At 68.1% G+C, this 13,784-nt stretch carries 7 protein-coding genes; 4 read left to right on the top strand and 3 right to left on the bottom strand.

What is annotated here, in order from left to right; translation table 11 throughout:
- Positions 1–62 precede the first annotated feature (62 nt).
- From A4W93_RS25110 to A4W93_RS25120, 3 genes are all read right to left on the bottom strand, one after another.
- Entirely contained in the window at positions 63–1,475 is a 1,413-nt protein-coding gene (locus tag A4W93_RS25110) for a DUF1214 domain-containing protein (RefSeq protein WP_218919166.1), read from the bottom strand.
- The gene (locus tag A4W93_RS25115; protein ID WP_085754321.1) at positions 1,472–2,926 is read right to left on the bottom strand and encodes a DUF1254 domain-containing protein; all 1,455 of its coding nucleotides are present in this window, start codon (positions 2,924–2,926) and stop codon (positions 1,472–1,474) included. Before A4W93_RS25115 ends, A4W93_RS25110 begins: the two co-directional genes overlap by 4 nt.
- 337 nt (positions 2,927–3,263) lie before the next feature.
- Positions 3,264–7,163: an autotransporter outer membrane beta-barrel domain-containing protein gene (locus A4W93_RS25120; protein ID WP_157131773.1), complete on the bottom strand. Its 3,900-nt coding sequence runs from the start codon at positions 7,161–7,163 to the stop codon at positions 3,264–3,266.
- Positions 7,164–7,505: 342 nt separating this feature from the next.
- Here A4W93_RS25120 and A4W93_RS25125 point away from each other — a divergent pair, with 342 nt between their 5' ends.
- The 4 genes from A4W93_RS25125 (at position 7,506) to A4W93_RS25140 (ending at position 13,779) form a co-directional block, all read left to right on the top strand.
- Positions 7,506–9,002: a M30 family zinc metallopeptidase gene (locus A4W93_RS25125; RefSeq protein WP_085753216.1), complete on the top strand. Its 1,497-nt coding sequence runs from the start codon at positions 7,506–7,508 to the stop codon at positions 9,000–9,002.
- A 546-nt stretch (positions 9,003–9,548) separates the two neighbouring features.
- Complete coding sequence (groES, locus tag A4W93_RS25130; protein ID WP_085753217.1) at positions 9,549–9,839, top strand: co-chaperone GroES; 291 nt, start codon at positions 9,549–9,551, stop codon at positions 9,837–9,839.
- A gap of 33 nt (positions 9,840–9,872) precedes the next feature.
- Complete coding sequence (gene groL, locus A4W93_RS25135; protein WP_085753218.1) at positions 9,873–11,522, top strand: chaperonin GroEL; 1,650 nt, start codon at positions 9,873–9,875, stop codon at positions 11,520–11,522.
- Positions 11,523–11,661: 139 nt separating this feature from the next.
- Positions 11,662–13,779 (top strand): DUF1631 family protein, encoded by a 2,118-nt coding sequence (locus A4W93_RS25140; protein ID WP_157782231.1) that lies wholly within the window; start codon positions 11,662–11,664, stop codon positions 13,777–13,779.
- Positions 13,780–13,784 lie beyond the last annotated feature (5 nt).

The raw sequence follows: 13,784 nt of genomic DNA on the forward strand, positions 1-13,784 counted from the left end.
GTGGCGGCCTGACTTAATCCAACTGGCCTCCACCGAACCCGGGGCGATTCGCATTCGCAGCCTCAAGGCGCGGCCTCGACGTCGGGCAGAACCCACCGCTTCTCGAAGAACTCCTTCTTGGGTCCGTAGACGCGAAACATCAGTTCGAACCCCCGCGTGGGGTCGGTTGGAACCCAGCTCCGTTCCTTGCCTGCGGGGGCCGTCGGACCGAAGTAGACGTCGACCGAGCCGTCAGCGTTCCTCGGCATGTCGGCGATCTGGGAAGACCGGCTCGCGCGTGACATGCCCTTGATCAGCGCATGCGTCTCCCGGTCGTACGCCGTGACCGACCAGTACTGTTCGACCGGCGCGCCCGCCGGCACCCTGAGTCGGTACTGGCGCGAACCATGGAATGGCTGGCCTTCCTTGTCACGGATCGAGATCAGGTAGAACTGCGCAGTGCCTGGTCGTTTGATTGAGATGTAGCCGTAGGTGTAGAGGAGGCCTCGTGCATCCACAGGGTACTTGTCCTGTTCACCGTAGTTGCTGCCCTGTCCTTCGATGGCCTCCTGGTGGGTCGGGTTCGTCCAGTGGCTGCTCGCCGAAAAGAACGGCGCGAAGCCCTGGTCGTAGCGATGCACCAACGCCGCCTTGGCATCGGCTGCGCCGGCGAGCAAGGCTTTCTGCACCGCGTCATTCGGCGAGAACGGCTTGCCCTTCTCTATGCCCACTGTCCGCAGCACGTCGATCATCGCCCGGTCCCGCTCGATCCAAGGTTCGGCCTGCACCACGCGGTGCAGCGAACGGAAGAAAGAGAGGTCGTAGCGGATCGTGCTGTCGAATTCGATGTCCTTGACGTCAGAGATGACCGTGGCCGGCGGCTTCGACGCCTGTGCCAGCGGGTACACGCGGATGCGCCGCGCATAGGCAACCGCCTTCTGCACGTCCGCCTCGGCGTGGCTCGTCATGTTGACCCGGAGCAGGGCATACGTTGTGTGGGTGTCGGCCTTCAAGGGCGTGAAGCCCACGGGAACTTTCCCTGCATGACCAGGGGGCAAGATCACGAAACGGCCGCCCTTTCCCCTGTCGACGCCCAGCACGCCGACATCTTCGAGTGCGGTCTGCCACATGGTCATGGTATTGCCGGTCAGCGAGCCGCCAGCATCCGCCCTGGGGACCTCTAGAACTACCGGCCCGACCTGGCGAGTGTCGAAGAATGCCATCACGTAGAGCGTATCGGGATTGGGCGTCAGGGTCTGGTTGCGTGAATCCAGGGGACGTCCCCAGTAGATGAGCTGGTTCATCCGACCTGGTGTCTTGTCGAGCATCTGCTGCAACATCAGGTCCGTGTTCACTGCTGGCATGCCCCAGATCACGGCCTGCGACGCACGGGATCGGACGAGCGTGGCATTCGCTTCGTCCTCCGGAGGGAAAATTTGGGCCTGAGCAGCCGTCGTGACGCCTACGAAAAGGCAGATCGATAGCCCACGCATCATTGCACCTCCTCGAAGTCTCCGGGCTTCCAGCTGCCGTCGAACGCGGGCGCCTGCGGGCCGTAGATCCTGAAGTAGGCAAACCAACCCCGACCAGGTAGCGTCTTAATCCATCGACCTTCCTGTCCTCGCGGTGGCGTTGGCCCGAAGAAAAGGTCTGCAGATGTACCTGTCAGATCCTTGAGTTCAAACAGCGAACGCAGCGCAGCTTTCCCCTGATCGGTCTGCACTTGGCTGCGCGTCTGCGCGTCGTACACAGTCACCGACCAGAAGAGCTTTCCGGGCACGGGCAACGGCACCCGGAGCCGATATGACTTGCTGCCGTCGAGATAGGCTCCCTCGCGATCCCGCAGGCCCAACCAATACAGTGACCCCGCCGCGGGATCTCGCCGGAACATCGCCGGTGAGGCAGCAATGGCCTGGTAGAACCACTTGTCCCGCGCGTAGGTGTCGGTGTAGTCCGGCGTGTCGAAGCTGCCGTTCTCGAAGCGAAGAGCCGCCCACTGCCACGCGCGGTCTGGCCAAACCACACGGTCAGGACGACGGTCCGCGAATGACTCGACACGCATCTGGGCAGCGCCCTCTCGCGCCGCCTGTACGAGGATGCGCTTCATTCGCGCATCCGGTGTGAACGGTCGGCCCTTAGAGATTCCGAGTGCGGCGAGGTCGCCGTAGTGGGTCCGCAAGTTGGCAAGCGGGGGTTCCTGGTCCACCACTTGGTGCAGTGCCTCCCAAAAGCGAAGGTTGTCTTCGACGGCATTGGGCGTGGTGTCCTGAGGCTTCGGCGTCATGTCGATCCAGGTCGGCGGCGACCAAGGGGTCGACGGGTCGAGCGGATAGACCTTGATGCTCTGCAAGCGTGCGATGGCGCCCGGGACGTCCCCGTGTTCCGGCAGAGACCGCATGCCCGCGACCACGCGAAAGGATGTGGCCCTCGCCACGAAATATCCGGCAGGCACATCGCCCTGGTAGCCCGGCGGCAGCACCAAGTGTCTGCCGCCCTTGCCGCCGTCAGGCCCTGGAAGTCCCATGTCGGCGATCCACCGTTGGTGGATGTCCAGACCCGCCCCGAGCAAGGGTCCGGGCGGCACTTCAATAACTAGTGGGCCCGCGTGAAGGTCGAGGAGGATCCCGCCATACGGAGTGTCTGAATTGAGCGTATAGCCGACATGACGTGGCTTCGTATCCATGTAACCGAACACCTTGTTCGGCACCACACCGACTTTCAAAGTGCCGTCAAAGATGGCGGCTCCCGACACGGTCGGGAAAAAAGTGCGGTAGCTCTGAACGGCGCGGTTCAGGTCTGCAGCGTCGTGAGCGTGCTGCGCCGCCTCGTCGGTCGGATACCCGCCGTTGAAGCCGGCAAGCCCAGGTGTGGGGCCTTGCGCCCGTCCCACCGTCGCTCCGCACAGCGTGATTCCAACAAGCGCCAATGCACGGAATACTCGTTTCATGGCCAACTTCAAGAACCAAAGGGACCTCAGTGTGAGGTTGGGCATGTCTGGCCGCAATCGCCCTTTGGTGCAGAAGCAAGGTTGAACTGACCCGCAAGTGACCCGGCTTGAAGACGCTCGGGCAGCCCAATGTCCTAGCGCACGGATGCCGCCGGCGACGGCACCTCGGTGCGGGTCAGGGACATCCGACTTGATCTGCTTAGGATGCGGAGTGAGCCGCCTGCCTTGTCGACGGCCAATCATGCCGAAACCGGAACTCCGGCAGCTCAACAGGTTGCGGGCTGGCGCCCCGTCAAGTATAGACCTGCCGTTTCATTGAAGATGACACCCCGTCGGCTCACCAGCTGCGTTTCACCCCGATCCTCGCCGAGACGGCCGAGTACGACTGGTTGCCCCATTGCCAGCCCACGTTGCCCCAGCCGGTCCACCCCCGGTCTTGCATCACGTTGACGCCTAGCTTGATCTCGTAGCGGTCCTTCGGATACAGGTCCTTCATGGCGATCTCGTTGAAGGCGACGACGTTGTCGATGCGGTCGTGCCACCAGTTGAGCGTCAGGTACGGCTGCGTGCGGCGTCCGGATTCGTGGATCCAGGTGCGGTGGGTCCGAAGCCCGAGCCGACCGATCCAGCCGCTGCCTTCGGCACCGTCGATGCGGGTGCCGTTCGGTTCGTTGAAACCATCGGCCCGGCCGTGCACGTACACCAGCTGGGCCTGCGGTTCGAGGATCCAGTCGTTGTCCTCCTTCGGGCGGCCGGCGTAGCCCGCCTCGGCCGAGACGTTCACGACACGGGAGTCGTACTTCACGGCGCCGAGGCTGTCCCCGTCGACGCGGTTCTCGAACCAGCCGAGCAGGCCCCACAGGTCCGTGTACCAGCCGAGGCGCGAGGCATTGTTCTGGTACCACGTGCCGTAGGCGCCCACGTGGAACCCCTGGGTCGTGCCCTTCGCGCGGTTGGGATTGCCCCGCGCCGAGCCGTCCGTCCAGGCCTTGCCGTAACCAACCATCGCGCCCACGTGGAGCCGGTCGGTCTCGGAGGCCACGGACCAGTCGGCGACGTCGGCACCGACCTGCAGCATCAGCGATTTGCTCTCGACGTCGAACTCGCCGTCGCGGCTGGTGCTGTCGATGCGCTTGCCGACGAGCCGTGCCCACGCGGACCGGGGTTCGTCGTTCGCGGGGTCGAAGCCCTGGGACTCGATCCACTGCGGTTCGCCGAGCCGGTCGTGCAGGCTGTGGAGGAAGAGGCCGCCGGAGAGGCGCTGGTTCGACAGGTACGCGCCCACCTCGGGGCGGTACATGGGGTCGGGCGGCGGCGGGGGGGCCGGGGCGGGCGGCGGTGGAGGTGGCGGCGGGGGAGGAGGAGGAGGTGGTGGTGGCGGAGGAGGGGGTGGTGGAGGTGGTGGTGCAGGCTGCTCGGACCGGAGGTACCACGCCTCCCCGTTCGAGCCGTCCGCGCTCCCACGGTGCAACTGGTACTCGTACGGCCCCGCCACGACCCGGCCGTTCAGCGCGAACGCCGAAGTCCCGGTCGTGCCACCGTTCACCGCATCGACCACCATGATGCCGTTGCTCACCGTGTAGGCCCCGGCACCGCCCGCGTTCGTGATGCGCAGACCGGTCTGCCCGCCGGCGGTGCCGCCGTCGATCACCAGCTTGTCCGACGGCGAACCATCGGACGCGAGGACCGTGTTGAGCCCGATGACGGCGTTGCCGGTGCCGGTGTACTGGTTCACCGTCAGCGTCTTGAACGGCCCGGCCGACGAGGCCGGCGCACTGAACAGGATCTGGCTCGCGTTGTTGGCGAGCGTGGTGAGGTTCGAGTTGCCCGTCAGGTTCCACAGCGTGTTGCCGTTCAGCGCGACGTCGGAGACGCTGCCGGCCGCCGTGGTGGCCGAACCCGTCAGGATGGAGCCGGTGGCCACCACGTTCGAGCCGCCCACCGTGGCGAGGGGCACTTCCGTGAGGGACCGGTGCCGTCGCACGGGGTCGAGCCGCAACGGGTCCGGTCCCGGCACGGGGCTTTCGTCGGTCGGGTCCGGCACGCCGGTCAGCGGCGGTTCGGGCGCGGCCAGCGGCGGGAAGTCGGAGGATGGGCCGACGTGCAGCCACTGCCCGCTGCCGGAGACGCTCGTGCTCGTCAGCGTGACGTTGACTGCGCCGGTGAGCCCGATGGTCGGGCCGCTGGTGTTGGTGAGCGGCCCCCCGGAGAACTCGGCGGCGGACACCTGGGACGGACTGCCGATGGCGTACAGCGCCGCCGAAGCCGTGCCCGAGGCGCTGACGGTGGTGGCGGTGCCGATCACGCGTGCCCCGGCTTCCACCACGGCCCCGTGCGCACCCGGGCCGCGGGTGGAGACCGACGACTGGTCGAGGATCACGGACGCCGATGGGTTTCGCGCCAGCACGCCGTGGGCGCCCGCGCCGTCGGTGGAGACCACGCTGCGGGTCGCGGTCACAGTGGCGCCGGGCCCCGGGTCGGGCGCGGTGCTGCGGGTCACCCACACCGCGCGCAGGCCGACGGCCCCGTCGCCACGGGTGGACACCGTGGCGCGGTCCAGCGTGATGGTGGAGGGCGCGTTGTAGCTCTGCTGGGCCAGCACGCCGTGCGCCAGCGCCCCGCGTGTCTCGATGCCGATGTTGCTCGCGTCGATGGAGGCGACGAACCGGGTGCCGTCCTGCTCGACCACCGAGAACAGGCCGATCGAGCCCGCGCCCTCGGTGACGAGCGTGTTGCCCGACAGCGAGAGCGAACCCCCGTCGTCCGCGACACCGCCGATGGCGACCTGCCCGGTGGTGGTGACACGCGTGCCGTTCGCGACCAGCACGCCGCCCGGGTTCCGGGCCGCGAGGCCGATCGGGCGTCGGCCCTGGCCGTCGTCGTTGCCCGACGTGGTCACCGAACCACCCGTCAGCTCGACCCGGCCATCGAGGTCGGCGATCGCAGCCATCGCGTTGCCGTCGCCGGAGGTGGTGATGGCGGTGTTCGACAAGGTCACCGTCGCGCCGCCTCCCGCGGCCGTCACGGCGGTGGCATTGACACCTTGCGTGTTCACGGTGCCCCGCTCGACGGTCACCGCGGCGCCCGTCACGCTTCGGACTCCGTAGCCCGTGGCCACGGTGGTGCTCACGCCCACGTCCGTGAGGCCGATGCGGGAGCCCGCGCCCTCGGCGGAGATGGCGTTGCTGCCCGCCGACAGGACGCTGCCGCGCACGACTGTCGCCTCGCCGCCGCTCATGACGGTCACGCCGATGGAACGCGGGCCGCTGACGGAGACGGCCGTGTCAGTCAGGAAGACCTTCGAGCCGGCATCCTCCACCGAGGCCCCGTGCCCGAAGTTGCCGCCCGATGCGGTGATCGCGCTGCCCACGCCGTCCATCCGCACTGTCCCGCCGGTCACCGCTCGCACGCCGCCGGTCGGGTTCGACACGGTGCCCGCACCGGTGGTGACGAGCGTGCTGCCGGTGAGTGAAACCGACCCGCCGTTTTCGGCGCGGGCCGCGTTGGCCAGCGTCGCCGAGGTGCTGGCCGTGATGCCGGTCGCGTTGATCTGGCTGCCCGCGCCCGTCGCGATCAGCGCGTGGCTGCCGACCGGTGACGTGCCGGTGGTCTGGGCGCCCGACGTGGCGACCTGGGCGCCGTTGCCGAGCGTCACGTGCCCGCCGTCCTCGGCCGCGACACCGAACGCGCCGCGTGACGCGACCGAGACCGAGCCACCGGAGAAGCTCAGGCTGCTGCCGCTGCCGGACGCCAGCAGGCCCCGGTAGCCGGTGCCGTTGGTCTTTCCGTCGACGGTCACCTGCGTGTTGGTGAGCGTGATGGTGCCGCCCCCGAAGGCGCCCGCGCCCGTCACGCCCGCGGACGTGGTGGCCGTCGTCGGCCCGAGCGTGAGCGTCGCGCCGGTGGCGCGCACCTCGCTGCCAGCACCGGTCGCGCGCAGCCCCGTCTGCCCCGCGGCCTGCGCGGCGGTCGACGTGGTCCTGAGGGTGCTCCCGTCGAACGTGATGCGTCCGCCCGCCTCGGCGAGCGCCCCGGTGGTGTTGGCGTTGACGAGTTGGACCGTCGTGCCGCTGGCCGTCACCGTGCCCGCGGCGCCGGCCCGCAGGCCCACGGGGTTGGCCGTGTTCGCGGTGATGGTGGTTCCCGGCGTGACCGTGCAGGCCGAGCCGGTGGCGACGACCGGCGAGGGGCAGCCCTGCGCGGCTGCGTCCAGGGGCCCGCCGAAGAGCGCGGCCACGGCCGCCATCTGCAAGGCGTGTTGACTGAAACGGGGATCCCGACCCGTCTCGGCGATCCGCTCGCAGCGACGGGTCGGCAAGGCATTGGTTCTCATGCTCGCTCCCTTCTCGGCGTTCCGCACGCGGGGGAGTGGGTCCCCCGCGATGTGCCGACGGCCCCGTCGTCGAGGGCGGGGAGGCGGAGCTTAGCCCCCGGCGGAACGGGTTCCAATTGCCCTTTGGTGCAGGCGATTTACGTCGACTCCGTCACGGCCCGGGGCGAACAGGCGGTAAATCACACCCCAATCCGTTCGACCGGCACCGGGACCTTGAGGCAAGCTCCTGGGTCCTGCTCGTCCGTGATGCCGTTCTTGATCGTGTCGTTCGTTCCACCGCGCCTCTTATTCCGTTCGCTGCTGTTCTCGTGTGTCGTGCTGCTGGGCTGCGGCGGCGGCGGCGATGGCGGCGCTCCCGAGCCGGAGCGGCGCACCAGCGCGGTGTCACCCGCCTGCGAGGGCTGCGGCGCCGTGTCGCCGGACACCTACTCGGGCAGCGGCCTCGGCGTCTGGAGCCACCGGAACGATGGTGTGGTGGACACCGACGTGCCCGTCTACATTACCGGCGTCGGCGGCCGCGACGTGTCGCTCGTGTTCACGCGAGACACCACCACCACGTCCGTTGCATCGACCGGCGCCGTCGCGGCGACTCCCGCGCCTGCGGTGCGTTCCCTGGCCGAGGGTCCGGCGCCCGCCATCGGCACGCCGCGCACCTGGCGGCACAACGACAACTCCGACCGTTCGACGCGGCTTGCCGGTTCACGCCTCGCCAGGGACGGCACGCGGGTCGACCTGTGGGTGGAGGAGGGGCAGGCGGGTGACGGCAAGGTGTCCGCCGCCATCGTCGAATCGCTGCTGTCCGCCTATGCCGACACCCTCCACGACGCGCTGATCGAACTCGGGGGGCCGCTGTGGGGCCCCCACGTCTACGACGGCGGCATGCTGCCCGACGAGCCCCGCCCCGTCGACATCGTGCTGCTCGACTTCAAGGCCTCCGGCAACCAGCCGCGGGCCTACTTCTGGGCGCGCAACAACTACCTGAAGGCGTTCGCGCCCGACAGCAACGAGGCGCTGGCCGTTTTCCTGGACGCCGGCAGCACGTACGCGTCGGCGCGCGGACTCGCGTGGGCGCGCAGCAACCTAGCGCACGAGATGCTGCACCTGCAGAACTTCTACCGCCGCCAGGTGAGCTCGGCGTTCCGGGACACCTACCCCGTGTGGCTCGAGGAAATGACCGCGATGGTGTTCGAGGACATCGTCACGGCCCGGCTCGGCGGCACGTACAGCAGCCTCCGGGACGGCCGCCTGCCGAGCTACCTGGCCGGCAACGCGAACTGCGCCTGGATGAACTTCACGGCGGTCGAAGGAGGTTGCGACCCTTACGCAGCAACGGGCCTGTTCGGCGCCTACCTCTTGCGCCAGTTCGGCGTCGCTTGGTTCAGCGACGTGCTGCACCGCGGCGGGAACGACGGCATCACGGTGGTCGAAGGCGCGATGCGCGCCGTCGCACCCTCCAGCGACTTCGCCACGGCCTACCGGCGCTTCGCCGCGTCCGTGTCTTCGCTGGTGCAGTCCGCGTCGGCCCCTCCGGGCTACGGGTTCCCGGCTCGGCAGGACGCGCGGTGGGGCCTGGTGACCATCGAACCGCGCGACATGGCGCGCTACCGGATGGTTCCCGCGTCCCTGCCCGCGACGATTGCGGAATGGGGCAGCACGGTGCTCAAGCGTCAGCCGGATCGCGGCGTGTACTCGGACCTCGTCCGCGTTCCTCCGGGACTGACCCTCACCGTGGTGGTCCAGTAGGCGTCCCCCTCGGGCGCACGCCGCCAGCACGAACTCGCGATCTTCGAGGCTGTCGACAACGACTAGAACATGTTTCACCGCGGGGCGACTCTCAACCGACTACGGATGGGGGCATTGTCAAGTGAGTTTTCTCCCTCCGGTGTGGCTGCTGCCATTGCCCCCGCCATGCGGCCGTTCAACGCCAAGTGAGAAAAGCTCAGGACTTGGTGAGAACCGCCAACTGCCCACGCGCAGGGGCCGTGAGTTCCATTGTTAGTGAGAAAAATTCCAAACTCACTGAGAACCGACAGAGGGTCCCGCTGCAAACCCAGCACTTGAACCCACCCCATCCGGCCCAACTTCAGCAAGCTCTGGCCCGAAGCCAGCAGCCCGGGTCTTGCCAGCCGACCTCGGCTCCCTATAATCCGCTCTGCTAGCACTCGACCCGGTCGAGTGCCAACAGTGGTCCGAACCCCATCGATGCGGACTGCTGGAGATTCGTCAGTGATCGCCAACTAGCGATTTCTGCCCCGCAGAAGTTCGATACCGAGTCATCAAGGAGATGCTATGAAACTTCGTCCGTTGCACGACCGCGTGGTCGTCAAGCGCCTGGAACAAGAAACCAAGACCGCTTCCGGCATCGTGATCCCCGACGCCGCCGCTGAAAAGCCGGACCAGGGTGAAGTCATCGCCATCGGCACCGGCAAGCGCAACGACAAGGGCGAATTCGTCGCCCTGAGCGTCAAGGTCGGTGACCGCGTGCTGTTCGGCAAGTACAGCGGCCAGACCGTCAAGGTCGACGGCGACGAGCTGCTCGTGATGCGCGAAGAAGACCTCTTCGCCGTCGTCGAGAAGTAATCCCCCGCCCCCACAGAATTCGGAGAAATCAACATGGCAGCAAAAGACGTTGTCTTCGGCGGCGAAGCCCGCGCACGCATGGTCGAGGGCGTGAACATCCTCGCCAACGCCGTCAAGGTGACCCTGGGCCCGAAGGGCCGCAACGTGGTGCTCGAGCGTTCGTTCGGCGCCCCCACCGTCACGAAGGACGGTGTGTCGGTCGCGAAGGAAGTCGAGCTCAAGGACAAGCTCCAGAACATGGGCGCCCAGATGGTCAAGGAAGTCGCTTCCAAGACCAGCGACAACGCCGGTGACGGCACCACGACCGCCACGGTGCTGGCTCAAGCCATCGTCCGCGAAGGCATGAAGTACGTGGCCGCCGGCATGAACCCGATGGACCTGAAGCGCGGCATCGACAAGGCCGTCACGGCCCTGGTCGCCGAGCTGAAGAAGGCCTCGAAGGCCACCACCACGTCGAAGGAAATCGCTCAAGTCGGCTCGATCTCGGCCAACAGCGATGAATCCATCGGCAAGATCATCGCCGACGCGATGGACAAGGTGGGCAAGGAAGGCGTGATCACCGTCGAAGACGGCAAGTCGCTCGACAGCGAACTCGACGTCGTCGAAGGCATGCAGTTCGATCGCGGCTACCTGTCGCCGTACTTCATCAACAACCCGGAAAAGCAATCGGCGCTGCTGGACAACCCGTTTGTCCTGCTCTTCGACAAGAAGATCAGCAACATCCGTGACCTGCTGCCGGTGCTGGAGCAAGTGGCCAAGGCCGGCCGTCCGCTGCTGATCATCGCTGAAGAAGTCGAAGGCGAAGCGCTGGCGACCCTGGTGGTCAACACGATCCGCGGCATCCTGAAGGTTGTCGCCGTCAAGGCCCCTGGCTTCGGCGACCGCCGCAAGGCCATGCTCGAAGACATCGCCATCCTGACGGGCGGCAAGGTCATCGCCGAAGAAGTCGGCCTGACCCTCGAGAAGGTCACGCTGGCCGACCTCGGCCAGGCCAAGCGCGTCGAAGTGGGCAAGGAAAACACCACGATCATCGACGGTGCCGGCGCTGCTGCCGACATCGAAGCCCGCGTCAAGCAAGTGCGCGTGCAGATCGAGGAAGCCACGAGCGACTACGACCGTGAGAAGCTGCAAGAGCGCGTGGCCAAGCTGGCCGGCGGTGTTGCCGTGATCAAGGTCGGCGCTGCCACCGAAGTCGAAATGAAGGAAAAGAAGGCCCGCGTCGAAGACGCCCTGCACGCCACGCGTGCGGCGGTGGAAGAAGGCATCGTGGCCGGTGGTGGCGTGGCCCTGCTGCGCGCCAAGCAATCGGCTGGCGCCATCAAGGGTGACAACCCCGACCAGGAAGCCGGCATCAAGCTGGTCCTGCGCGCCATCGAAGCACCGCTGCGCGAGATCGTCGCCAACGCCGGTGGCGAAGCCAGCGTGGTCGTCAATGCCGTCCTGGGCGGCAAGGGCAACTACGGCTTCAACGCCGCCAACGACACGTACGGCGACATGATCGAAATGGGCATCCTGGATCCCACGAAGGTCACCCGCACGGCCCTGCAGAACGCGGCTTCGGTCGCTTCGCTGATGCTGACCACGGAAGCCATGGTCGCCGAGTCCCCGAAGGACGACGCTCCGGCCGCCGGCGGCATGGGCGGTGGCATGGGTGGCATGGGCGGCATGGGCATGGACATGTGATGTCCCGGCCGGACCCCTCCGGTCCGGCCAGTTGCCTCGCGCACATCGAAAAGGGCTGCTTCGGCAGCCCTTTTTTACGGGCCGAACACGGCGCATTTCGTCACCAACGCCTTTTTGCCACCGCCGCATAATGGCGTCGATGGCGACCGTAGTCCCCCCCCTGCTCCAATCCTTCGTCGACGCCGAACTCGGCCAGTCGGCCGACCTGATCGCCCGCACGCTCGCGACCATCCAGAGCCAGCTGCGCCAATCCGGCGACGGCATGCTGGCCGCAGCCGAGCGCCAGCACCACTTCGACCTCGCCCAGGCCCTGGCCCAGCACCAGGTCACGTTCCAGCGCCGCTTCGTCGACGCACTGCGCGATGCGGTCGTCGCGGAACTGAACCCCACGGACGACACCGCCAGCGGCATGTCCCTGGCCTCCAGCGGGCTGGGCGGCCTGCACCTGATGGACGAGACGCGGGTCGAGTCCGAGATCGGGCTCTCGCGCGCCATCCAGGAGATCGACACCGCCGCCGAATGGGAGCTGCGCGAACTGCAGACGTTCACGTCCACGCTGCGCGGCCAGGAACACGTCACCGCCGAGTCGAACCCGATGCGCCCCCGCGTCTACGCGAAGGCGCTGGCGGAGGCCTCGGAGGCCCTGCCCGTCCTGCCGGTGCAGCAGGCGCTGCTGCTGCGCCTGTCGGCCACGGCCATCGCCCCGCTGCTGAAGAAGGCCTGGGCCGCGGCCTCGTCGAGGCTGGAGCGCAAGGGGGTCACGCCCAGCATCTACCGCACCGTCGTGTTCGCCCCCGGCGTGGGCGTCAAGGCCCCGCCCGAGGTCAACGTGACCCAGCCCGGCGCGCTCGAAGCCCTTCGCCGCACGATGCCCGAAGGCCCGGCCACCACGGCGGCGCCCGGTGAACTCGACAACGCGCTGTCGCGGGTCGAGGCACTGCTGAGCCGCATGCCCACGGTGTCCGGCACCACGGCGCCGGCGCCGAAGCTGCTGGAGCACCGCGCATCGCTGCTGGCCAACACCGGCGCGTCGGTCGAGCGCCAGATCATCGAGCTGATCGCCCGCCTGTTCGAGGTGATCGTGTCCGACCCCGGGCTGAACCCCGTGCTGCGCTCGCAGCTGGGCCGGCTGCAGGTGCCGGCGCTGCGCATCGCGCTGAACGACCCCGACATGCTCGACCGCCACGAGCACCCGGTGTGGGTGTTCATGGCCCGCATCGTGAACGCCGCGTCCAGCTACCCGAACCCGGGCGACCCCCGCCTCGTGTCGCTGCTCGGGTGCACCGACAGCCTGATCGGCGACCTCACCGCCCGCCCGCGCCAGGACGCCGAGCAGTACGTGCGCGCGCTGTCCCAGCTCGACGCCTTCCTCGACGACCAGTTGCACCAGCAGCAGGACGCCGCCCGCTCGGCCATCGAGACGCTGCTGCGCGCGGAGCAGTCCGACCAGCTGCAACAGCAGATCTCGGCGCGCCTGTCGGAGCAGCTCGCGCCGGTGCGCACCACCCCGGTCATCCGCCGCTTCATCACGGGCGCCTGGGCCAAGGTGCTCGCCACGTCGATGCTGCAGCACGGCGACACGTCCGACATCACCTCCGGCTACGTGAAGGTGCTCGACGAACTCGTCTGGAGCCTCCAGCCGCCCGACCAGCCCCAGAGCCGCCAGCGGCTGCTGGCCGTGCTGCCCGGCATGCTGCAGAAGCTGCGCGCCGGCATGGCCGCCATCGACCTGCCCGCCGCCGAACGCCAGGCCGTGCTCGACGACCTCGTCACCGTGCACACCGAGGCGCTGCGCCCCGGCCCGCGTGCGGGTGCCACGCCGGAAGCGGCGCTGACGCCGGAAGAAATCGTGCGCCGCCTGCGCGAGGAAGTGACGGCACCGGATGACGACGGCCCGGGCTTCGGCGACTCGCTGATCGACCTGGCCTCCATGGACACGGTGCCCGCGGCGCTGATGACCGAGACCTCGCCGGTCTCCAAGGAAGACCCGGCCGACTGGGTGACCCAGGTGTCGCCAGGCACGCGCCAGCGCATCTTCCTGAACGGCCGCTGGACGCAGGCCCAGCTGCTGTGGCGCAGCCCGCGCGGCACGTACTTCGTCTACGCCGGCGAGGCGGCGGGCCGCACGCACTCCGTCACCCAGCGTGCGCTGGAGCGGCTGCGCAAGGCCGACCTCGTCGAGGACATCAGCGCGAACGCGCTGGTGCAGCGCGCCGTCGACGCCCTGTTGCGCCGCATCGACACGCCGGGCGCCTGAGCGCC

Source organism: Piscinibacter gummiphilus, from assembly GCF_002116905.1.
GTDB lineage: Bacteria > Pseudomonadota > Gammaproteobacteria > Burkholderiales > Burkholderiaceae_C > Rhizobacter > Rhizobacter gummiphilus.

What these genes read in the sequence shown, in the direction of transcription:
- A4W93_RS25110 (WP_218919166.1), bottom strand. Translation starts at nt 1,475, where the DNA reads ATGATGCGTGGGCTATCGATCTGCCTTTTCGTAGGCGTCACGACGGCT.
- A4W93_RS25140 (WP_157782231.1), top strand. Translation starts at nt 11,662, where the DNA reads ATGGCGACCGTAGTCCCCCCCCTGCTCCAATCCTTCGTCGACGCCGAA.
- A4W93_RS25125 (WP_085753216.1), top strand. Translation starts at nt 7,506, where the DNA reads ATGCCGTTCTTGATCGTGTCGTTCGTTCCACCGCGCCTCTTATTCCGT.
- groL (WP_085753218.1), top strand. Translation starts at nt 9,873, where the DNA reads ATGGCAGCAAAAGACGTTGTCTTCGGCGGCGAAGCCCGCGCACGCATG.
- groES (WP_085753217.1), top strand. Translation starts at nt 9,549, where the DNA reads ATGAAACTTCGTCCGTTGCACGACCGCGTGGTCGTCAAGCGCCTGGAA.
- A4W93_RS25115 (WP_085754321.1), bottom strand. Translation starts at nt 2,926, where the DNA reads ATGAAACGAGTATTCCGTGCATTGGCGCTTGTTGGAATCACGCTGTGC.